This window comes from Caulobacter sp. Root343 (genome assembly GCF_001425745.1).
Taxonomy (GTDB): domain Bacteria; phylum Pseudomonadota; class Alphaproteobacteria; order Caulobacterales; family Caulobacteraceae; genus Caulobacter.
Window position 1 is genome coordinate 781,533 of the sequence record NZ_LMDF01000006.1, and the last position, 20,577, is coordinate 802,109.

The 20,577-nt window shown below is 68.4% G+C and carries 19 protein-coding genes and 1 pseudogene; 11 read left to right on the forward strand and 9 right to left on the reverse strand.

Going from position 1 to position 20,577, the window contains the following annotated elements:
* Nucleotides 1-92 precede the first annotated feature (92 nt).
* Nucleotides 93-1,181, reverse strand: coding sequence for a LacI family DNA-binding transcriptional regulator (locus ASC70_RS11110; RefSeq protein ID WP_082539596.1), 1,089 nt, complete (start codon nt 1,179-1,181; stop codon nt 93-95).
* A gap of 235 nt (nt 1,182-1,416) precedes the next feature.
* Between ASC70_RS11110 and ASC70_RS11115 the strand changes: the two genes are divergently transcribed.
* Both ASC70_RS11115 and ASC70_RS11120 read left to right on the forward strand, forming a co-directional pair.
* Nucleotides 1,417-2,943, forward strand: coding sequence for an MFS transporter (locus tag ASC70_RS11115; RefSeq protein ID WP_056050024.1), 1,527 nt, complete (start codon nt 1,417-1,419; stop codon nt 2,941-2,943).
* Between the two features lie 41 nt (nt 2,944-2,984).
* Entirely contained in the window at nt 2,985-5,303 is a 2,319-nt protein-coding gene (locus ASC70_RS11120) for a glucan 1,4-alpha-glucosidase (RefSeq protein ID WP_056050026.1), read from the forward strand.
* Between the two features lie 163 nt (nt 5,304-5,466).
* Here ASC70_RS11120 and ASC70_RS11125 read toward each other — a convergent pair whose 3' ends face one another.
* Nucleotides 5,467-5,970, reverse strand: coding sequence for a hypothetical protein (locus tag ASC70_RS11125; protein WP_056050028.1), 504 nt, complete (start codon nt 5,968-5,970; stop codon nt 5,467-5,469).
* Nucleotides 5,971-6,226: 256 nt separating this feature from the next.
* On the opposite strand from ASC70_RS11125, the gene ASC70_RS11130 reads away from it, so the two are divergent.
* The 6 genes from ASC70_RS11130 (at nt 6,227) to ASC70_RS11155 (ending at nt 12,051) form a co-directional block, all read left to right on the forward strand.
* On the forward strand, nt 6,227-6,721 hold the full coding sequence (locus ASC70_RS11130) for a GAF domain-containing protein (protein ID WP_056050030.1): 495 nt from the start codon (nt 6,227-6,229) through the stop codon (nt 6,719-6,721).
* A 74-nt stretch (nt 6,722-6,795) separates the two neighbouring features.
* A complete protein-coding gene (locus tag ASC70_RS11135) occupies nt 6,796-7,947 on the forward strand; it encodes a GNAT family N-acetyltransferase (protein ID WP_056050032.1) in 1,152 nt (383 codons plus the stop codon).
* Nucleotides 7,947-8,867 (forward strand): glycosyltransferase family 2 protein, encoded by a 921-nt coding sequence (locus ASC70_RS11140; protein WP_056050034.1) that lies wholly within the window; start codon nt 7,947-7,949, stop codon nt 8,865-8,867. The genes ASC70_RS11135 and ASC70_RS11140 overlap by 1 nt, the downstream gene beginning before the upstream one ends.
* On the forward strand, nt 8,753-9,781 hold the full coding sequence (locus ASC70_RS11145; RefSeq protein ID WP_162247209.1) for a hypothetical protein: 1,029 nt from the start codon (nt 8,753-8,755) through the stop codon (nt 9,779-9,781). The genes ASC70_RS11140 and ASC70_RS11145 overlap by 115 nt, the downstream gene beginning before the upstream one ends.
* Nucleotides 9,782-9,941: 160 nt before the next feature.
* Nucleotides 9,942-10,466, forward strand: a complete 525-nt coding sequence (locus ASC70_RS11150; protein ID WP_047408972.1) for a flavin reductase family protein — start codon at nt 9,942-9,944, stop codon at nt 10,464-10,466.
* Between the two features lie 76 nt (nt 10,467-10,542).
* Nucleotides 10,543-12,051, forward strand: a complete 1,509-nt coding sequence (locus tag ASC70_RS11155) for a CoA-acylating methylmalonate-semialdehyde dehydrogenase (protein ID WP_056050037.1) — start codon at nt 10,543-10,545, stop codon at nt 12,049-12,051.
* 41 nt (nt 12,052-12,092) lie between these two features.
* Here the strand turns inward: ASC70_RS11155 and ASC70_RS25975 are convergent.
* A pseudogene (locus ASC70_RS25975) lies at nt 12,093-12,222 on the reverse strand (hypothetical protein).
* Nucleotides 12,223-12,260: 38 nt separating this feature from the next.
* On the opposite strand from ASC70_RS25975, the gene ASC70_RS24475 reads away from it, so the two are divergent.
* Complete coding sequence (locus ASC70_RS24475; protein WP_082539594.1) at nt 12,261-13,232, forward strand: M15 family metallopeptidase; 972 nt, start codon at nt 12,261-12,263, stop codon at nt 13,230-13,232.
* On the opposite strand, the gene ASC70_RS11165 is transcribed toward ASC70_RS24475, so the two are convergent.
* The 6 genes from ASC70_RS11165 to ASC70_RS11190 all read right to left on the reverse strand — a co-directional run bounded on the left by ASC70_RS11165 (nt 13,207) and on the right by ASC70_RS11190 (nt 17,662).
* The gene (locus ASC70_RS11165; RefSeq protein ID WP_056050040.1) at nt 13,207-13,623 is read right to left on the reverse strand and encodes a hypothetical protein; all 417 of its coding nucleotides are present in this window, start codon (nt 13,621-13,623) and stop codon (nt 13,207-13,209) included. The genes ASC70_RS24475 and ASC70_RS11165 overlap by 26 nt on opposite strands.
* A 108-nt stretch (nt 13,624-13,731) precedes the next feature.
* On the reverse strand, nt 13,732-14,454 hold the full coding sequence (locus ASC70_RS11170) for a DUF72 domain-containing protein (protein ID WP_056050043.1): 723 nt from the start codon (nt 14,452-14,454) through the stop codon (nt 13,732-13,734).
* An 85-nt stretch (nt 14,455-14,539) separates the two neighbouring features.
* On the reverse strand, nt 14,540-15,280 hold the full coding sequence (nth, locus tag ASC70_RS11175) for an endonuclease III (protein WP_056050044.1): 741 nt from the start codon (nt 15,278-15,280) through the stop codon (nt 14,540-14,542).
* A gap of 177 nt (nt 15,281-15,457) precedes the next feature.
* The gene (locus tag ASC70_RS11180; protein WP_052196810.1) at nt 15,458-16,015 is read right to left on the reverse strand and encodes an NUDIX hydrolase; all 558 of its coding nucleotides are present in this window, start codon (nt 16,013-16,015) and stop codon (nt 15,458-15,460) included.
* Entirely contained in the window at nt 16,012-17,013 is a 1,002-nt protein-coding gene (locus ASC70_RS11185; RefSeq protein WP_056050046.1) for an inorganic phosphate transporter, read from the reverse strand. Before ASC70_RS11185 ends, ASC70_RS11180 begins: the two co-directional genes overlap by 4 nt.
* Nucleotides 17,014-17,017: 4 nt before the next feature.
* The gene (locus tag ASC70_RS11190; RefSeq protein WP_056050047.1) at nt 17,018-17,662 is read right to left on the reverse strand and encodes a DUF47 domain-containing protein; all 645 of its coding nucleotides are present in this window, start codon (nt 17,660-17,662) and stop codon (nt 17,018-17,020) included.
* A gap of 225 nt (nt 17,663-17,887) precedes the next feature.
* On the opposite strand from ASC70_RS11190, the gene ASC70_RS11195 reads away from it, so the two are divergent.
* On the forward strand, nt 17,888-18,355 hold the full coding sequence (locus tag ASC70_RS11195; protein ID WP_056050049.1) for a (2Fe-2S)-binding protein: 468 nt from the start codon (nt 17,888-17,890) through the stop codon (nt 18,353-18,355).
* Between the two features lie 2 nt (nt 18,356-18,357).
* The gene (locus ASC70_RS11200; protein WP_056050052.1) at nt 18,358-20,541 is read left to right on the forward strand and encodes a xanthine dehydrogenase family protein molybdopterin-binding subunit; all 2,184 of its coding nucleotides are present in this window, start codon (nt 18,358-18,360) and stop codon (nt 20,539-20,541) included.
* The last annotated feature ends 36 nt before the right edge of the window (nt 20,542-20,577 follow it).

Consider the following 20,577-nt stretch of genomic DNA (forward strand, 5'->3'; position numbering starts at 1 on the left):
GTTCGCGTCCTCGTTCGTTCCGAGGTTAGGCGTTGCGACGGGCGTTGGTCCAGTGGCCCTCGCGCTAGGGTCGCGGTCGGCGCAAGGCCGTCTCAGCCCCCGCAACTCTCGCGGATGATCAGGTCCGTCGGGACGCGCTCGGACCGGCTGGCGCGTTCGCCGCTGTCGAGCAGCTTGGACACCATCAGCCGGCCGGCCTTGTTGGTGTCCTGGGCGATGGTGCTGAGCGCCGGGCTGGCGTAGCGGCTGAACGGCACGTTGTCGAAGCCCATCACCGAGACGTCGCCCGGCACCGACAGGCCCGCGTGCTTCAAGGCCCGCATGGCCCCCAGCGCGATCAGGTCCGAGGCCGCGACGACGCCGTCGAACTTCACGTCGTGGTGGATCAGCGAGTCGACGGCGGCCTCGGCCGACTCGACCTCGAAGTGGGCCGGCACGATCAGCTCGGGATCGACGCCCAGCTTGGCGTGCTCGAGCGCGTCGAGGTAGCCGCGATGGCGCTGCATCGCCTCAGGCGCCTCGGTGTCGCCCAGGAACACGATACGCCGGCGGCCCAGGCGCTGCAGGTGCAGGGTGGCGCGGCGGCCGCCCATCACGTTGTCCGAGCCGACCGAGCAATAGTTCTGGTCCGGCAGCTGGGCGCCCCAGACCACGAAGCGGTTCTCGGTCTCGGCCAGGCGGTTGAAGGCCGCGTGCAGCGAGCTCTGGCCCAGGAAGATCACGCCCTCGGCCCGGCTGGTGGTCATGGCCGCCGACAGGTCCTCGAAATTGGTCGGGGCGATGTGGCTGAGGATCACGTCGCAGCCGCGTTCCCGAGCGGCCTCGCCGACCCCGGCCAGCAGCTCCAGGAAGAACGGGTCCGACATGCTGCTGCCGCGGCCTTGCGGACGGGGGGTGACGATGGCGATCGTCGCCTCGGCCCCGATCGGGCCGGCGGGCATGTAGCGGCGGAACGGGTAGTCCATCTCGCGCGCCAGCTTCCAGATCAGCTGTTTGGTGCGCTTGTTGACGGCCGGGCTGTCGTTGAGGGCCCGCGAGGCGGTCGAGATCGAAACCCCCGCCAGCTTGGCCAGGTCCTCCAGTCGCGTCGCCCCCTTGGTCACCTGACGTCCGTCCCTAATGCAAAGATTTCTGCAAACTTTTTCAGTCGCCCATAAGGCGCCGTTCGAGCGGGTTTGCAAGCGCGGTGGCGGAAATCCGGTCGTGCAAACTCTTGCAAACTATCCAGCGCTTTTGTCCAGACCGATCAGGCCGATGAGGTCGAAGGTGTTGAGTTTTCGACCAACATATCCAATCAAACATGGATTTATCGTTGCGCGTCTTGATGGCGCGTGCGCAAATGCCCGCCAAGTCAGTCTATGAAAAAACTTGCGAACCAGCTGGAGTAACCGGCGGTCGGAGCGGGGCGGAGGATCGATGGCCAGGCAGAGGCTCAAGTTCCTGCAGATCTGGAACATGTGCTTTGGCTTCTTCGGAATCCAGATCGGTTTCGGCCTGCAGAACGCCAACACCAGCCGCATCTTCCAGACCCTGGGCGTCGACGTGAACCACCTGGCGATCCTGTGGATCGCCGCGCCGGCCACGGGCCTGCTGGTCCAGCCGATCATTGGTCATCTCAGCGACAAGACCTGGGGACGCCTCGGCCGCCGCCGGCCGTACTTCTTCTGGGGCGCGATCCTGACCACCCTGGCCCTGCTGGTCATGCCCAACTCGCCCAGCCTATGGGTGGCGGCCGCGGCGCTGTGGATCATGGACGCCTCGATCAACATCACCATGGAGCCGTTCCGGGCCTTCGTCGGCGACAACCTGCCCGACGAGCAGCGCGCCACCGGCTACGCCATGCAGAGCTTCTTCATCGGCCTGGGCGCGGTGCTGGCCTCGGCCCTGCCGTGGATGCTGACCAACTGGTTCCACGTCGCCAACACCGCCCCGGCCGGCCAGATCCCCGACGCGGTGCGGATCGCCTTCTACGCCGGCGGCGCGGGCCTGCTGCTGGCGGTGCTATGGACCGTCTTCACCACGAAGGAATACAGCCCCGACCAGCTGGACGCCTTCGAGACCGCCGAGCGGGCCGAGAGCCGCTTCCAGCCGCACGAGGAGCCCGAGCCCTCGGTCAACGCCTATTTCGGCCTCGCCGCCGGCGGCCTGCTGGGCGGCGCGGCCCTGGCCCTGATCGTCTGGCGCGCGGCGCTGGAGAAGGAGCTCTACGTCCTGGCCGGCCTGCTGGCCGTGTTCGGCGCGATGGGCGTCGTCGGCGTGCGGCTCAAGCGTCGAGGCCAGACCCGCAACGGCTTCTCCGAGGTGCTGGAGGACTTCTTCCGCATGCCGCGCACCATGCGCCAGCTGGCGGTGGTGCAGTTCTTCTCGTGGTTCGGCCTGTTCGCCATGTGGATCTACACCACCCCGGCGGTGGCGGCGGTCCACTTCCACGCCGTCGACGCGACGTCCAAGGCCTACAATACCGGCGCGGACTGGGTGGGCGTGCTGTTCGCCGTCTACAACGGTGTCGCGGCCCTGGCGGCGCTGGTCATTCCGCTGATGGTCCAGGCGACGAACCGCCGGGTCAGCCACGCCGCCTGCCTCCTGCTCGGAGCGGTGGGCCTGCTGTCGTTCCTGTTGATCCGCGAGCCCGGCCTGCTGTGGATCGGCATGATCGGCGTCGGCTTCGCCTGGAGCTCGATCCTGTCGGCCCCGTACTCGATCCTGGCCGGAGCCCTGCCGGCGCGGAAGATGGGCGTCTACATGGGCATCTTCAACTTCTTCATCGTCATCCCGCAGCTGTTGGCCGCGACGGTGCTGGGTCTGCTGCTGAAGAGCTTCTTCGGCGGCCAGGCGATCTGGGCCCTGGTCCTGGGCGCGGCCTCGTTCGCGATCGCCGCCGCCGCCGCGACCTTCGTCGTCGAGGACACCGACACGCAGTCGCGCTCTGGCGAACCGACCTGAACCCTTTTCCGTTTTTCCTTCCAGCCTGACGAGTCCTCGCCATGCGCAGCCTGAAACTTCTCGCCCTGGCCTCGGCCGCCGCTCTCGCCGCGAGCACAGCCCACGCGGCGCCCGCCACGACCTGGGCCTACTCCGCCAAGACCGGCGTGGGCGCCTCGTACGAGGCCTATGTCGACGGCGCCTACAAGGCCGGCGGTAGAACTGGGCCGGTGTCCAAGGTCTGGTTCTCGATCGCCGACGGCGTGCTGACCGAGACCATGTACGGCCTGATCCACGAGGCCCAGATCAAGCAGATGCGCATCGCCGTCCAGACCGCCTTGGGCCTGGCGGTCGAGGGCGCGGACACGACCGCCAAGACCGAATATCTGCACGTCGACGCCGCTGGCCGGCCGCTGTCGCCGGCCTACAAGATCACCACCACCGACAAGCAGGGCCGCTTCGTCATCGAGAAGCGGATCTTCACCGATCCCGACCGTAACGCCCTGTTCGTGCGGGTGACCGTCAAGGCGCTGAAGGGCCCGGTGACCCCGACCCTGGTGCTGGAGCCGCACATGGCCAACACCGGCGGCGGCGATACGGGCGCGGCCTCGGCCGCGGCCCTGACCGCCTACGAGGGCAAGGCGTTCCTGAGCCTGAAGGGGACCAAGCCCTTCGCCAAGGCCGGCGCCAGCGCGCTGAAGGACGGCGACGCCCTGGCGGCGCTCAAGGCGACCACCACCTCCGCCAAGGGCGCGATCGTCCTGACCGGCCAACTGCCGGCCGTGGCCAAGGAAGCGACCTTCGACTTCGCGATCGGCTTCGGCCCCGACGCCAAGGCCGCCGACGCGACGGCCGCCGCTTCGCTGAAGACCGGCTATGCCGAGGTGCTGGCCCGCTACAACGGCGAGGGCGCGCGGGTCGGCTGGGAGGATTACCTGGCCTCGCTGTCCGAGCTGCCGCGCCTGCGCGAGGCCTCCGAGAACGGCGGCAAGCTGGTCCAGGCCAGCGCCCTGATGCTGAAGGTCCAGGAGGACCGCACCCACGCCGGCGCCCTGATCGCCTCGCTGTCGAACCCGTGGGGCGACACGGTGGACGCCACCCAGTCCTCGACCGGTTACAAGGCCGTCTGGCCGCGCGACTTCTACCAGTGCGCCATGGCCCTGGCGGCGCTGGGCGACAAGCAGACGCCGCTGGCCGCGTTCCACTACCTGCCGACGGTGCAGGTCGGAGCCAAGACACTAGGCAACAAGGGCGACGGCGGCTGGTTCTTGCAGAAGTCGCACGTGGACGGCACGCCCGAATGGGTCGGAGTCCAGCTGGACCAGACGGCGATGCCGATCATGCTGGGCTGGAAGCTATGGAAGCTGGGCTGGCTGCCCGACGCCGAGCTGAAGGCCTATTACGCCAGGATGCTGAAGCCCGCCGCCGACTTCCTGGTCAAGGGCGGCAAGGTGAACCTGGGCTGGAACACCAGCACGATCACGCCGCCGTTCACTCAGCAGGAGCGCTGGGAAGAGCAGGGCGGCTATTCGCCCTCGACGACCGCCGCCGTGATCGCCGGCCTGGTCGTCGCCGGGGACATCGCCGAGGCCGCCGGAGACAAGGTCTCGGCTGAGCTCTATCGCAAGACCGCCGACGACTATTCCGGCAAGGTCGAGGCGCGCATGGTCACGACCAAGGGATCGTTCGGCGACGGCCACTACTATCTGCGCCTCAACAGCGACCAGGACCCGGACAACAAGAGCAAGGTCGAGGAGCGCAACGGCCAGCAGGCCGCGCCGGAAGACCGGATCCTGGACGCCGGGTTCCTGGAGCTGGTCCGCTATGGCGTGCGCCGCGCCGACGACCCGGCCATCGTGGCGACCCTGCCCAAATTGGACGACGAGTCGATGGAGGACCTCTACCGCGTCCGCTACGGCTTCAAGTTCCCGGGCGTCGAGGGGACCTTCCCCGGCTGGCGGCGCTACGGCGTCGACGGCTATGGCGAGGACACCAAGACTGGGGCCAACTATGGCGAAGGCAATCAGATGCGTCCGGGCCAGCGCGGCCGGGTGTGGCCGATCTTCACCGGCGAGCGTGGCCACTACGAACTGGCGCTGGCTGGTCTGAAGGGCAAGCCGGACGCGGCGGCGCTGAAGACGATCCGCGACACCTATGTCCGGGCCATGGAGCTGTTCGCCAACGAGGGCCTGCTGATCCCCGAACAGGTCTGGGACGGCGTCGGCGCCGACAGCCCCCACGGCTACACGCGGGGCGAAGGCACCGACTCCGCCACCCCGCTAGCCTGGAGCCACGCCGAATACGTCAAGCTGCTACGCTCGGTCAGCGACGGCCTGGTCTGGGATAGCTACGCCCCGGTGAAGGCGCGGTTCGCGCGATAGGGCGGGGGCGTGGTTAGGGATCGCACCCGACCGGGAGATCCGCTCACGACCCTGAGCGGACATTGAGGTGCAGGCTAATCTGCGTCTCTGAGCCTACAGTTTCAGCCCGGATATTTGCGGTTCGCGCATCCAGAGCCGACCTGTCAATGCCACTTACTTTGTTTTAGCTCTTCGGCGAATCCGGTTTAGGCAGCAGGAAACGGTTACGTTGATCCTTAGTGTTGCCGAGGAGAGTTGCGAAGGTTTCCGCCAACTCAGTGTCAGTAAAAGCTTCTGTTTTGTCACGGGCGAAGCCCGCGAGGAGCGATTGCCAGTCAGCCGTGCTCCGGTAGAACAGCGCTTCAAATAGGCGTTCATCCATTAGGCCGAGGCGTTTTATCGATGCCAGCTCAGCGAAAATGTGCTCAACGCTGCCAATAGCCTCTTCGGTTCTGCGGTCAGAAAGTAATGCAGTCATCTGGAGTGGCTCGTCACCAATACGATTCTCGCGGGCGGCTTTGATTGCCCTGAACGCATCGACGCGGTATTCGCGATACTCTTTGCTGATCCAGATCTTCCAGATATCTAAAGTGACTGAACTGCGATTGTGATTTAGTGTCCGGTAGACGGCGAACGCCGACAGAATGCACGCCAAGCCGGCGAAGACGGCGGAGAATGTGTCGCCCAAGATGCAATTCCTTCGAACAGCGTTCGATGAGAACATTGTTAGGCAAGCGTCACAATGCAAGGCGGATTTAGATCATTCCGCCGAAACACCAGTTTCTCAACGCTCCGCTAGCTCAACGGCGGCCCTTCAGGCAAGCGCCCCCAGGGCCGCACTAAGTACTACTTTCCACCCAAAGCAGCCCATCACAGTGGCCGCTGCTTGCCAAACTCCGCCGCGGCCCTCTCGCTTCCGCCGCGCGGCGCGCTATATCCCGCTCATGGCCGAAGCGTTCAACGACATCACCCTCTCCGCCGACAAGGCGACCCGCTATGCCGAGGTCGCCGACGAGATCGCGTCCGTGCTGGACGGCGAGCCCAATGTCACGGCCCGCATGGCCACCGTGGCCTCGATGCTGGCCAACAGCTTCGACCACTATTTCTGGACCGGCTTCTACGTCGTCGATCCCGCGAAAGAGCGCGAGCTGGTGGTCGGGCCTTACCAAGGGTCGCTGGGCTGCCTGCGCATCGCCTACGGGCGCGGGGTCTGCGGCGCGGCGGCGGCGGCCGGTGAGACCCAGCTTGTCCCCGACGTGCACGCCTTCCCCGGCCACATCGCCTGCGACAGCCGCTCGGCGAGCGAGATCGTCGTGCCGGTCTTCGGGCCGGACGGGGCGCTGATCGCGGTGTTCGACGTCGATTCCGACAAGCCCGCCGCGTTCGACGCGGTCGACCAGCTGTGGCTGGAAAAGATCCTCAGCGCGACCTTCGGCTAGCCTCCAATCTGGCCTGCCGATTGCAGGTCGCGGTCCATCTTTCCCTAACCCGCCCCGGAGTAGGACAGGTGGACATGCTGGACGTCGAGACCCTTCATCCGAGCCTGCTGAGCGCCGCCGACGTGGCGCTGTGGCGGAGCCTGGCCGCGTCCCAGGTGGGGTTCGCCAACCCGCTAATGGGGCCGGACTTCGCTCAAGCCGTTGGAAAGGTTCGTGAAGACGCACGCGTCGCGGTGGTCCGTCGCGGGGGCGAGACGCTCGGCTTCCTGGCCTATCACCGCCGGCCGGGCGGTTTGGCGCGGCCGATCGGCTCGCCGCTGTCCGACTACCATGGCCTGGTCAGCCGTCCCGATGCGGGACTGAAGGCGGACGACGTCCTGCGCGCCGCCGGCGTCAGCGTGTTCCGCTACACCGGCCTGATCGACCCGCACGGCGTGTTCCCGGCCGCGCCGGAGAGCGACCGCACCGCCTATCTGATCGATCTGACGGGCACGAGCGCCGAGGCCTATCTCGAGGCGGTCCGGGTCGAGAGCCCGAAGAAGATCAAGAACTACCGCCGCCTGGATCACAAGCTGGACCGCGAGGCCGGACCGCTGCGCCTGGTGGCCGGCGACACGTCGCGCGAGGCCTTCAATCAGCTGATCGACTGGAAGCGCGAGCAGTTGGCCCGCACCGGCGGCCACGACTTCCTGCGCGCCGACTGGACCCGCGAGCTGATGGCCGACCTGTTCGTCCAGCGCGACGGCGAGCTGCGCGGCCTGATGATCAACCTCTATGCTGGCGACACCCTGGTCAGCGGTCATTTCGGGATCCGCCAGGGCGCGGTCTATCACCCGTGGATCGCCTCGACGAACCCCGCGCACGCCGCCTGGTCGCCGGGCCAGATCTTCTTCCTGCGGGCCATCGCCGCCATGCCGGAGCTGGGCCTGACCCGCTACGACCTGGGTCCCGGCCACGACCACTACAAGCGCGCGTACGGCCTCAACACCGCGACGATCGGCGAGGGGGCCGCGACGGCCGCCAGCATCGGCGGTCGCATGGCGCACTCGATGGAAAGCGTCTGGAGCCTGGCCGGCGCCCATGGCGCGGGTCCGGTCGGCCAGCTGCGCCGCCGCATGGACGCCATCGCCAGCACCGAACTGACCATGAGCGGCCGCGTGCGCGACTTCGTCGAGGCCGTGGCCTCGCGGGCGCACCGCCGCCAGGGAGACCATCCGGAGGCCTGATGGCGCGCGTGACGATCATGATCCCGACCCAACGACGTCCGCACGGCCTGGCCGTCGCGGCGCGTTCGGTGTTCGGCCAGACCGGCGTCGACTTCGCCGAACTGGAGCTGGTCATCGTCGACAACGACCAGGTCCCGTCCGCCAAGCCGGTCGCCGACGACCTGGCCAAGGCCGCGCCGTTCCCGGTGATCTATGTCAACGAGAAGCGCCCCGGCGTCGCCTTCGCGCGCAACGCCGGGATGGCCCGCGCCTCGGGCGAGCTGATCGCCTTCCTGGACGACGACGAGGAGGCGCCCGCCGGCTGGCTGGCCGCCCTGATCGCCGCCCGCGACCGCTTCGACGCCGATGTGGTGTTCGGTCCGGTGAAGGCCCGCGCCCCGGCCGACATCGTCGATCACCGCGACTATCTGGAGCGCTTCTTCTCGCGCGAAGGCCCGGCCGAGGCGACCATCCTCGACCGCCACTACGGCTGCGGCGACAGCCTGATCCGCCGGGCGGCCCTGCCGGACCCGGTCGCGCCGTTCTCGGCCGAGCGCAACCACATCGGCGGCGAGGACGACATGCTGTTCGGCCACATGGGCGCGGCCGGCGCGCGCTTCGCCTGGGACCCGGCGGCCTGGGTCTGGGAAGATCCCGTGCCCTCGCGCCTGAACCTCTCCTACACCATCGCCCGCGCCTTCGCTTACGGCCAGGGGCCGACCGCGCACTGCGCCGCCGCGGCGCCGCGCGACACGCTCGGCGTCGTCCGCTGGATGCTGATCGGCCTGGGGCAGGTCGCCGTGTTCGGCCTGGTCGCCGGCTTCAAATGGCTGACCCGGGCCGGCGACCGCGCCGAGTGGCTGGACCGCGCCGCGCGCGGCCTCGGCAAGACCTTCTGGTGGGGGCCCTTCAAGATCCAATTCTACGGGAGGACCGCGTGAGCGTGATCACCGACTGGACGGCGGACAAGGCCAAGGCCTTCGGCCGCGAGAACCTGATGTTCAAGCACGCCCTGCACGAGCGGCCGATGTTCGACGACGAGGGCCTGGCGCGGCTGCTGGACCTGTATCCCCGCGACAAGCTGGGCGTCTTCACCATGGGCGAGGATCCCAAGGCCTGGACGACCTGGCGCAAGGGCTCGGCCGGCAATCTCACGGGCGATCAGCTGCTGGAGGCGGCCAAGACCGGCCGCATCTGGCTGAACCTGCGCCAGACCAACGACCACGTGCCCGAATACGCCGCGCTCAGCGACGAGATCTTCGCCGACAAGGAGGCTCACGTCCCGGGCCTGAAGACCTTCAAGCGCGACGTCGGCATGCTGATCAGCAGCGCCAACGCCCAGGTCTTCTACCATCTCGACGTGCCGCTGGTGTCGCTGTGGCAGATCCGCGGCGAGAAGAAGGTCTGGGTCTATCCGGTGGCCGATCCCTATGTCGGCGACCTGGCCCTGGAGAAGATCGTGCTGCGCGAGACCGCCGAGCAGTTCGCCTTCGAGCCCGCGTGGGACGCCGGGGCCCAGGCCGTCGACCTGACGCCCGGGAACATGGTCACCTGGAAGCAGAACGCCCCGCACCGGATCGAGAACGGCCCGATGCTGAACGTCTCGATCTCGATCGAATTCATGACGCCGCCGGCCCTGATGCGGGCCAACGTGATCTACGCCAATGGCGTGCTGCGTCGTCGCCTGGGCGCCAAGCCGCGCATCCAGGACGGCTTCGGGCCCACGGCCCTGGGCAAGCTTGCCGTGGCGCGGGGGGCGAAGGCTCTGGGCTTGCAGACCCCGCACGTGCGCCACCTGCCGGTGACGTTCGGCCTGGACGCCAGCCGGCCCGGGGTGCTGATCGAGAGCGCCTAGTTAGAACCCCTCTCCCTTGCGGGGAGGGGCAGGGGTGGGGGTGTCTGCGTGAGCGTCGACGCACACGGAGCCGGCGCCCCCATCCCCAACCCCTTCCCCGCGAGGGGGAAGGGGCTTTCCACGCTTGCCCGCCGGCCCACTTTCCCCCACTGCTTAGGCGATGAGTAAAGCGGTCACGATCGAATTAGGGGAGGGCGCCGAGCACGACGCCCGGGCTTTGCGCGACGCGTTCGGGTGCTTCACGACCGGCGTGACGGTGATCACCACGGTCTGCGAGGACGGCCGCAAGGTCGGGCTGACCGCCAATTCCTTCACCTCGGTGTCGCTGGACCCGCCGCTGGCCCTGGTCTGCGTCGACTTGAAGTCGGCCAGCTTGCCGGCCCTGGACGCCGCCGGGCGCTTCGCCGTCAACGTCCTGCACGCCGAGCACCAGCAGCTGGCCCGCCAGTTCGTGCAGAAGGACACCGACCGCTTCGCCGGCATCGACACCGAGACCTGGCGCACCGGCGTGCCGATCCTGCCCGGCTGCATGGCCAATTTCGAGTGCGAGACCCACCACGTCTTCGACGCCGGCGACCACCGGGTCTATGTCGGGCGGGTGGTCAAGCTGCGCTACGACCCCGATCATGAGCCGCTGGTCTATCTGCAGGGCCGGTTCCGCCGGGTGCATGTCGACGCCGACTGAGCTTGGCAGAATTTCGCGCGATACGGCGTGAACCTTGGATGCTATTGACGCGCAAAACAGCGTTAGGGAGCGCATCATGCGAGACATCGCCCATTTCGTGAACGGTCAGACCCTGGCCGGATCCCCAATCGAGAAGGGCGGCCGCTTCGGCGACGTCTTCAATCCCAACACCGGCGAGATCCAGGCCCGCGTGGCGCTGGCCACCGACGCCGAGCTGGACGCCGCCGTTCAGGCCGCCGCCAAGGCCCAGATCGGCTGGGCCGCCACCAATCCGCAGCGCCGCGCCCGCGTGATATTCGAGTTCAAGCGCCTGATCGAGCGCGACATGAACGCCCTGGCCGAGATCCTGTCGTCCGAGCACGGCAAGGTCATCGCCGACAGCAAGGGCGACATCCAGCGCGGCCTGGAAGTCATCGAGTTCGCCTGCGGCATCCCTCATGTCCTCAAGGGCGAATACACCGAGGGCGCCGGTCCGGGCATCGACGTCTATTCGATGCGCCAGCCGCTGGGCGTCTGCGCGGGCATCACCCCGTTCAACTTCCCGGCCATGATCCCGATGTGGATGTTCGGCATCAGCATCGCCGTCGGCAACACCTTCATCCTCAAGCCGTCGGAGAAGGATCCAACCGTGCCGGTCAAGCTGGCCGAGCTGATGATGGAAGCCGGCGCCCCCGCCGGGGTGCTGAACGTGGTCCATGGCGACAAGAGCGCCGTCGACGCCATCCTGGCCCACCCGGACATCAAGGCGGTCAGTTTCGTCGGCAGCTCCGACATCGCCCACTACGTCTACCAGACCGGCACGGCGCACGGGAAACGCGTCCAGGCCATGGGCGGCGCCAAGAACCACGGCATCGTCCTGCCTGACGCCGACCTCGACCAGGTGGTGAAGGACCTGTCGGGCGCGGCCTTCGGCTCGGCCGGTGAGCGCTGCATGGCCCTGCCGGTGGTCGTGCCGGTCGGCAAGGCCACCGCCGATGAGTTGCGCGAGCGGATGGTCGCCGAGATCGGCAGCCTGAAGGTCGGCATCTCCACCGACGCAGACGCTCATTACGGGCCGGTAGTCAGCGCCGCCCACCGCGCCAAGATCGCCGACTACATCCGCATCGGCCAGGAAGAGGGCGCTGAACTGGTCGTCGACGGCCGCGACTTCAGCCTGCAAGGCTATGAGAAGGGCTTCTTCATCGGCCCGTCGCTGTTCGACGGCGTCAAGAAGGGCATGAGGACCTACCAGGAAGAGATCTTCGGCCCGGTGCTGCAGATGGTCCGCGCCGAGAGCTTCGAGGAGGCCATGGCCCTGCCGTCCGAGCACCAGTACGGCAACGGCGTCGCCATCTTCACCCGCAACGGCCGGGCGGCGCGCGAGTTCGCGGCGCGGGTCAATGTCGGCATGGTCGGCATCAACGTGCCGATCCCGGTGCCGGTGGCCTATCACACCTTCGGCGGCTGGAAGCGCTCGGCGTTCGGCGACACCAACCAGCACGGCGTCGAGGGCGTGAAGTTCTACACCAAGGTCAAGACGGTGACTGCCCGCTGGCCGGAAGGCGACGTGGGCGACAGCAGCTTCGTCATCCCGACGATGAAGTAGGGTCGGGGGAGGCAGTGAGGTTGTTGAGAGGCCTTATCGTCTCAAACCGCCTCCTTTCCCGTGTCATCCCGGAAGCCTCGCAGAGGCTGTCCGGGACCCAGGGGCCAAGCGCAGTGCTGTGGTCCCTGGGTCCCGGCTCTCCGCTGCGCTTCGGCCGGGATGACACGTGATGGTGAGTTTGGGTTCGTACTGATCCTGAGGAAACGGTGATGAGCGATCTGGTTCGACGATCCTTCCTGTCCATCGCCGCCGCCGGGGTCCTGGCTGGTGTCGCGCGCGCCCAGACTAGGGCCGAACTCGCCGCGGTCGGCCAGTACGGCGACAAGGCCGCGCCGCTGACGGTGTTCGAGAAGGACGGCGCCCTGTTCATCGACGGGGCCGGGCTGTCGTCCGCGCGGCTGACGCCGACCGGCGGGGGCCGCTACGCGATCGCCGGCGGCGGCGAGCTGGTCCTGGAGACGGGCGCGGTGCGCCTGAACGGCACGCCGCTGGCCTGGCGCGATTTCGGAGCCGAGACCCAGGACGCCATCCACAAGGCCGTCCGCGCCGATCCGGTCGCTCTACGCCAGCGGGCCCTGGCCGCCGCGCCGCCGATGGACACCGAGGCGCACGTGCCGGCCGACCTCGTCGACCTGACGACCATCGACCCGCGCATCAAGCTCGACATCCGCTATGCCGGATCGAACAACTTTATGGGCATCCCGCTGTACGAGCGCGCGGCCGCCTACATGCAACGGCCGGCCGCCGAAGTCGTGGGCCGGGCCCAGAAGGCGTTGGCGCAGAAGGGCTACGGCCTGCTGATCCACGACGCCTATCGGCCGTGGTTCGTGACCTGGATGTTCTGGGAGGCGACCCCGCCCGAGGACCACGCCTTCGTCGCCGACCCGGCCAAGGGCTCGCGCCACAACCGCGGCTGCGCGGTGGACCTGACGCTGTACGACCTCAAGACCGGCAAGCCCGTCGAGATGCCCAGCCGCTACGACGAGTTCTCGGGCCGCGCCTATGCCGACTTCGTCGGTGGCACGACCCAGCAGCGGGCGCTGCGGGCGATCCTGCGCCAGGCGATGGAGGCCGAAGGCTTCGCCGTCTACACCGAGGAATGGTGGCACTTCGACTACAAGGACTGGCGCCACTACGGGATCGGGACGCGGACGTTCACGGAGCTGGCTGCTCGAAGCTGATCACCGCCCAGCCGTAGGACCGGATCCGCCAGCCGCCGTCTTCGCGCACCTGGACGAAGGTCCAGCCGCCCAGTTCCCTGAACGGCCGGCCGTCGCGGACGCCGATCCAGTGGGTGGGCAGGGTGAAGTGGACGACATCGTCGGTCAGGCCGAAATCCTGTGGCGGCCCGAACGCGTGGCGCAGGTCGGCGATGGCCCGGACGTGCTGGGTCATCAGTTCGCGCCACCGGGCGAGGCCGCCCTGGCCGGTGAAGACGTGCGGCGGGAAGTTCTCGAGGATGGTGACGTCGCCGGTCGAGAACACGCCGTCGAGGCGGCGCGTGTCGGCCGTTTCGAGGAAGCGGGCCAGCGCCTCGGGCGCGGCCATCATCGCGGCGTCGGGGGCGGTCATGGGGAAGCTCCTTTGAAGCCTCCCTATCTTGTCATCCCGGAAGCGCGAAGCGCTATCCGGGACCGCCGGACGCGCAGGTGTTTGCCGCGGTCCCGGCTCTCCGTTTCGCTACAGCCGGGATGACAGCAGGGATTCGAGGGTCAGCGCATCCCGCGTCGCCGCGCCGAACTTGGTGTTGTCGAACACGCACCAGGCTTCCGCCGTCTTGGCCTCGTCTGCCAGCCGGTTCGCCAGGACCCGCAACGCCTCGGGCTCATAGCCGCTCTCGTACATCACTGGCGAACCATGCCAGCGGCGGTAGGTCAGGCCACGCCAGCCGCCAGGCTCGGCCGCCGCCGGGACGACCGCCGGATCGGCGGCGACGCGGGCGATCTGGAAGTCGGCCAGCCGCTTGTCGGGCGCGGCTTCGAACCAGCTCGCATGACGCGGCTCCAGGACGGTCGGCGTGTCGGTGCGTTCGCGCCAGGTCTTCAGAAACGCCTCCACGATCGCCGGATCGAACCGCAGGCTCGGCGGCAACTGGATCAACAGCGGTCCGCGCTTGTCGCCCAGGCCGCCGGTCTCGTCGAGAAACCGCGCCAGCAGGTCGTCGACCTCGACCAGCCGCCGCTCATGGGTGATCGCTTGTGGAACCTTCACCGCGAATCGGAAGTTCGCCGGGGTGGTCGCGGCCCAGCGTTCGTAGGTCTTGCGCTGGTGCGGACGGTAGAAGGACGAGTTGATCTCGACACAGTCGAATCGCGCCGCGTAGCGCTCCAATCCCGTGCCCTCGGTCGGGAAGTCGAGGTCTCGCGGGAAGCTCCAGCCGGCCGTGCCGATGCGGATGGTCATGCGGGATCAGCGCCTGGGCCGAGGTTCCGTTTCAAAGGGGTGTAACCCCTCACCCTCCCACGCTTCGCGCGGGCCCGCCCTCTCCCTATGGGAGAGGGGAATTGGCGCGCGGCCGCCAGGCCAGCACGTCGGCGCTGTGGCCGACGCCGGCCTTGGCGCAGATCGCCTTGACCGGGCAAGCCCCGCACTTGGGGCCCTCGTGCGGGCACAGCATCTGGCCCAGGCCGCGCTTCATCAGCCAGTGCAGCTCGAACAGGTCGTCGGCGGTCCAAGTGTCCGGCGCCAGGTCCATCAGGGTGTGGTAGGTCTGGGTCGCGTCGCCGGCCCCGACCAGTCCGATCCGTTTGGCGACGCGGTGGACGTGGGTGTCGACCACTAGGGCGCGCATCGCCAGATCGCTGAAGTTCAGCACGCAGGCGGCGACCTTGGCCCCGACGCCGGGCAGGGCCTGCAGCTCCCAGCGCGCCTGGTCGACCTCGAGGCCCTTCAGGTGGCTCAGCGACAGCCAGCCGACCTTGTCCTCGATCATCCGCAGGGCGGTGGTCAGGTGGCGGGCCTTGTCGCCGGGAAAGGTGACGTCGTCGATGATCCGGGCCACCGCCGCGACCGGGGCGCGGGCCAGGTCTTCCCAGGCCTTGAACTCGGAGCGCAGGCGCAGGAAGGCGTTCCACGAGACCGCGTCCAGGGTGCGGCCGCTGATCGACGACTTCACCAGCTGCGAGATCGGATCCATCCGCGCCACCGGCCGCTGCGGGCCGAACTCGCAGAGCAGGGCGTCGCGGACGTTCTCCAGCGGCGACCGCGCCAGGCCTAGGGACAGCTGCATGAGGACTCGCCGTGCAAGAACATAATGGGAACATTATGTGGCGCGACTGGAATTGTCCACAGTCCTAAAAGCCTGTCATCCCGGGCGTAGCGCAGCGGAGACCCGGGACCGCGGCAAGCGCCGGCGTTTCCGGCGGTCCCGGCTCGGCGCGCTTCGCGCTTGGCCGGGATGACAGTTTTATCGCCGGTAGCGTCCCCAGAGCGCCGTCACGCGGCGGCGCAGGCGCTGGAAGGCCACGCGGACCGGGGTCGGCGCGGGGTGCGGCGCGGGGCGTTCTTCCGGCAGCTCGATCCCGGCGAAGCGGGCGATCAGGTCGCGCAGGTCCGGCTCCTGGACGGCGAGGGCGGCCTCGACCGGCGTCATCCAGTCCAGGGTGCGCTGGCCCTTCTCGGGCCAGGTGGCGTGCTCGCCGGTGACCTGCATCGGGAAGACGTCGACCTTCACCAGGCGAGCCGCGCCGCTCTTCAGCTTCTTGAGATATTCGTATTCGCCGATCGGGCGTTCGGAGATCACCCCGTCCAGCCCGGCTTCCTCATAGGCTTCCTGGGCGGCGGCGGCGAAGTCGGTCTTGTCCTTCATCGGCCAGCCCTTGGGGATCACCCAGCGGCGGGTCTCGCGCGAGGAGACCAGCAGGATGCGCAAGGTCTCGCCCTCGCCCCGCCAGGGCAGGGCGGCGACCTGGCGGCGCTTGCCGCCGGACTTGCGTCCCTCCTGCTTTGCCCCCGTATCGGTCACTTCATCCAGAATCCCAGGTAGTAGAACACGGCCGCCGTCAGAGCCGCCGCCGGCAGGGTGACGATCCAGGCGATGACGATGTCCTTGGCCACGCCCCAGCGCACCGCCGAGACTCGGCGCGAGGCGCCGACGCCGACAATAGCGCCCGTGATCGTGTGAGTCGTCGAGACCGGAATGCCAAGGTGGGTGAAGAAGAACAGGGTGATGGCCCCGCCGGTCTCGGCGCAGAAGCCCTGCATCGGGGTCAGGCGGGTGATCTTGCTGCCCATCGTGTGCACAATGCGCCAACCGCCGAACAGGGTTCCCAGGCCCATGGCCGTCTGGCAGGCGATGATCACCCAGAACGGAATGTGGCCGGCCTTGTCGGTGGCGCCATGGGCGAACAGCAGGGCGGCGATGATGCCCATGGTCTTCTGGGCGTCGTTGCCGCCGTGGCCGAGGCTGTAGAGCGCCGCCGAGGCGAACTGCAGCTTGCGGAACACCCGGTCGGCGAAGAACGGCGAGCTCTTCACGAAGGTCCAGGAGACCACCAGCACCAGCAGCAGGGCGAGGAGGAAGCCCAGGGTGGGGGAGACGACGATCGCCGCGGCGGTGTTGCGCAGACCCACCCATTGAATCGCGCCGAGGCCGCCGACCTTGGCGATCGCCGCGCCGACCAGGCCGCCGATCAGGGCGTGCGAGCTGGACGAGGGGATCCCGGCCCACCAGGTCAGCAGGTTCCAGGTGATCGCTCCGCCCAGCGCGCCGAAGATCAGGCGGTCGCTGATCACGTGCGGGTCGACGATGCCCGAGCCCACCATCTTGGCCACGCTGGTGCCGAAGAACAGGAAGGCGATGAAGTTGAAGAACGCCGCCCACAGCACCGCCCAGCGGGCGGACAGCACTCTCGTGGAAACGATCGTGGCGATCGAGTTGGCGGCGTCGTGCAGGCCGTTCAGGAAGTCGAACGCCAGGGCGACGACGACCAGGAAGACCAGGATCAGGAGCGTGGCGTCCACGGGCTCAGACCTGCTCGACGACGATGCCGCTGATGCGGTTGGCCACGTCCTCGAAGCGGTCGACGACCTTTTCGAGGTGGCTGTAGATGTCGACCCCGACGATGAAGGCCATCGGATCACCGGTCCGATGGGCCATGAACAGGTCCTTGCGGCCCTGGTCGTACATCTGGTCGGCCTGCTCCTCGATCTGGGTGATCTTCACCGCGATCTCGCTGAGCTTGCCGGCGTTGACGCGCATCTTCGGCAGCAGGCCCACGGCCTCCTCGGTCAGCTTGGCCGCCTCGACGATGATGCGGGTCATCTCGCGCATGTGCGGCTCGAAGGTCTTGACCTCGAACAGGCTGACGACCTTGGCGGTCTTGCGCATCTGGTCGATGGCGTCGTCCAGCGAGGTGGTCAGGTCCTGGATGTCGCTGCGGTCGAACGGGATGATGAAGCTGCGGCGCACGGCGACCATCACCTGGCGGGTGACCTCGTCAGCCTCCTCCTCATGCTGGTAGACGCGGGCGCTGGCGGCCTCGACGGCGTCGCCGCCGGCCGTCATGTCGTGCAGGGCCTCGGCCCCGGCGACCAGGGTCCGCGCGTGGGCGCAGAACAGCTCGAAGAACGCGTCTTCCTTCGGCATGACCGCCTTGAACAAGCCCAGCATCGTGCTTCTTTCCCTCGTGCGAAGCGGTTGGTTTTCGCCTCGATACGCGAGGCGGCAAATCCGTGCGGAACGGCGTTCATCCGTGAACGGACCGCCGCGCGGCGCACCGGAACCACGGAAGGATTTGGTCGTCAAATCCTATCTGTGAAACTTGTGTGACAGTCCTCGCGTGAACGGCGGCGTTGAGGCAGGATCGCCGCAACCTAGAGGAACGGGAGTTGCGTCATGGCGTTCACGCTCACCATCAATGGAGAAACGCGGACAGCGGACGTCGAGGGCGACACGCCGCTGCTGTGGGTGCTGCGCGACACGCTGGGCCTGGTCGGCGCCAAGTACGGCTGCGGGGCGGCCCTGTGCGGCGCCTGCACGGTCCACCTGGACGGCGCGCCGGTCCGGGCTTGCGTTACGCCGGTCAGCCGCGTGGGCAAGAAGGCCGTGACCACGATCGAGGGCGTCGGCAAGACTCCGGTCGGGGCCAAGGTCCAGGAAGCCTGGAAGGCCATCGACGTGCCCCAGTGCGGCTACTGCCAGGCCGGCCAGATCATGTCGGCCACGGCTCTGCTGACCGCCACGCCCAAGCCCACCGACGCGCAGATCGACGCGGCCATGAACGGCAACCTGTGCCGCTGCGCCACCTACATCCGCATCAAGAAGGCGATCAAGGTCGCCGCCGGCGTCAAGGCGGAGGCCTGATCATGACCGATCTGCTCGACAAGCCCTCGCGCCGCCTGTTCCTGCAAGCCGGCGCGGCCGCCGGCGGCGGGCTGCTGCTGTCGTTCAACCTGCCGGGCGCGGCGCGGGCGGCGGGCGCGCCTTCGGGGCCGGCCTTGAACGCCTTCGTCCGTATCGCCCCGGACGGGATCGTCACCATCGCCGCCAAGCGGCCCGAGATCGGCCAAGGCATCAAGACCTCGTTGCCGATGATGATCGCCGAGGAGCTGGACGTCGACTGGGCCAAGGTCCGCATCGAACAGGCCCCGGTCGACGCCAAGGTCTATGGCGAGCAGTCGGCCGGCGGCTCGACCTCGACCCCCGACGAGTGGGAGCCGACCCGCCAGGTTGGCGCCGTGGGTCGCGCCATGCTGATCCAGGCCGCCGCCCAGCGCTGGAACGTCCCGGCCGCGGGCCTGATCACCGAGCCCGGCGTCGTCGTCGACCCGGCCGGCAAGCGCCGCATCGCCTATGGCGAGCTGGTCGAGGCCGCCGCCAAGCTGACGCCGCCCGATCCCCAGACCGTGCCGCTGAAGGATCCCAAGGCCTACCGCATCGTCGGCAAGCCGCACGGCCAGTTCGACAACGCCGCCATCGTGACCGGCCAGCCGCTGTTCGGCATCGACGTGCGCCTGCCGGGCATGCTGTACGCCACCTTCCTGAAGGCCCCGGTGTTCGCGGCCAAGGTGGCCAAGGTCGACCTGGCCCCGGCCAAGGCCGTCAAGGGCGTGCGCGACGCCTTCATCGTCGAGGGCGGGACGGCGCTGGAAGGCCTGCTGCCCGGCGTGGCGGTGGTGGCCGACAGCTGGTGGGCGGCGCGCAAGGGCCGCAACGCCCTGGAGGTGACCTGGGCCGAGCACCCGACCTCGGCTCAGAGCACGGCCGGCTTCGCCGCCCAGGCCGCCGAGCTCGCGAAGCAGCCGCCGCAACGCACCCTGCGCAAGGACGGCGACGTCGACGCGGCCCTGAAGGGCGCGGCCAAGCGCGTTCAAGCTTCGTACGACTACCCGTTCATTGCCCACGCCACCCTGGAGCCGCAGAACTGCACGGCGTCGTTCAAGGACGGCAAGGTCGAGATCTGGGCCCCGGCCCAGAACCCGGAGGACGGCCGCGAGCTGGTCGCCAAGACGCTGGGCATCAGCCAGGACGACATCACCATCCACTTCACCCGCAGCGGCGGCGGCTTCGGCCGGCGGCTGATGAACGACTTCATGGCCGAGGCGGCGTGGATCTCCAAGGCGGTCGGCGCGCCGATCAAGCTGGTCTGGACCCGCGAGGACGACATCCAGCACGACTTCTTCCGCCCGGCCGGCTGGCACCATTTGAGCGCCGGCCTCGACGACAAGGGCGAGCTGGTCGCCTGGCGCGACCACTTCATCAGCTTTGGCGGCGAAAAGACGTTCGTCCGGGCCGGCAACATCAGCGGCAATCAGTTCCCCGCTCGCGCCGTGGCCAACTACGCCATGGACGTCTCGACCATGCCGCTGGGCGCGCCCACGGGCTGGCTGCGCGCGCCGGGCAACAACGCCATCGGCTGGGTGATGCAGAGCTTCACCGACGAACTGGCCCTGGCGGCCGGCGAGGACCCGGTCGCCTTCCGCCGCCGCCTGCTGGGCGAGCCACGCCTGCTGGGCGAACCGGGCAAGGGCGACAGCTTCCACACCGGCCGCATGCGCGGGGTGCTGGACCGCGTCGCCGAGATGTCCGGCTGGGGCCGCCAGGTTCCGAAGGGGACCGGCCTGGGCGTGGCCTGCCACTACAGCCACCAGGGCTATGTGGCGGTGGTGGTCGAGGCCTCGGTGGGCGAGGGCGGGGCTCCCAAGGTCCACAAGGCCTGGGCCGCGGTCGACGTCGGCCGCCAGATCGTCAATCCCAGCGGGGCCGAGCAGCAGGTGCAGGGCTCGGTGCTGGACGCCATCGGCGCGACCCTGCGCCAGAAGATCACCATCGAGAACGGGGCGGTGGTCGAGAGCAATTTCGGCGACTTCCCGCTGCTGCGCATGGCCGAGGCACCGCCCGTCGAGGTGGCCTTCGTGCTGTCGGACAACAAGCCGACGGGCCTGGGCGAGCCGGCCTATCCGCCGACGCCGCCAGCGCTGTGCAACGCGCTTTTCGCCGCCACCGGCAAGCGCCTCCGCACCCTGCCGATCGGCGACCAACTGGCTTGATTTCGAGACGCCGTGCTAGGAGCGTTGCAACCGCTC

Bases quoted from the DNA above. Each gene is read 5' to 3' on its own strand.
- ASC70_RS11115 (WP_056050024.1), top strand. From the start codon at position 1,417: ATGGCCAGGCAGAGGCTCAAGTTCCTGCAGATCTGGAACATGTGCTTT.
- ASC70_RS11140 (WP_056050034.1), top strand. From the start codon at position 7,947: ATGGCGCGCGTGACGATCATGATCCCGACCCAACGACGTCCGCACGGC.
- ASC70_RS11150 (WP_047408972.1), top strand. From the start codon at position 9,942: ATGAGTAAAGCGGTCACGATCGAATTAGGGGAGGGCGCCGAGCACGAC.
- ASC70_RS11170 (WP_056050043.1), bottom strand. From the start codon at position 14,454: ATGACCATCCGCATCGGCACGGCCGGCTGGAGCTTCCCGCGAGACCTC.
- ASC70_RS11195 (WP_056050049.1), top strand. From the start codon at position 17,888: ATGGCGTTCACGCTCACCATCAATGGAGAAACGCGGACAGCGGACGTC.
- ASC70_RS11165 (WP_056050040.1), bottom strand. From the start codon at position 13,623: ATGACCGCCCCCGACGCCGCGATGATGGCCGCGCCCGAGGCGCTGGCC.
- ASC70_RS11200 (WP_056050052.1), top strand. From the start codon at position 18,358: ATGACCGATCTGCTCGACAAGCCCTCGCGCCGCCTGTTCCTGCAAGCC.
- ASC70_RS11120 (WP_056050026.1), top strand. From the start codon at position 2,985: ATGCGCAGCCTGAAACTTCTCGCCCTGGCCTCGGCCGCCGCTCTCGCC.
- ASC70_RS11130 (WP_056050030.1), top strand. From the start codon at position 6,227: ATGGCCGAAGCGTTCAACGACATCACCCTCTCCGCCGACAAGGCGACC.
- ASC70_RS11190 (WP_056050047.1), bottom strand. From the start codon at position 17,662: ATGCTGGGCTTGTTCAAGGCGGTCATGCCGAAGGAAGACGCGTTCTTC.
- nth (WP_056050044.1), bottom strand. From the start codon at position 15,280: ATGCAGCTGTCCCTAGGCCTGGCGCGGTCGCCGCTGGAGAACGTCCGC.
- ASC70_RS11155 (WP_056050037.1), top strand. From the start codon at position 10,543: ATGCGAGACATCGCCCATTTCGTGAACGGTCAGACCCTGGCCGGATCC.
- ASC70_RS11135 (WP_056050032.1), top strand. From the start codon at position 6,796: ATGCTGGACGTCGAGACCCTTCATCCGAGCCTGCTGAGCGCCGCCGAC.
- ASC70_RS24475 (WP_082539594.1), top strand. From the start codon at position 12,261: ATGAGCGATCTGGTTCGACGATCCTTCCTGTCCATCGCCGCCGCCGGG.
- ASC70_RS11145 (WP_162247209.1), top strand. From the start codon at position 8,753: ATGGCTGACCCGGGCCGGCGACCGCGCCGAGTGGCTGGACCGCGCCGC.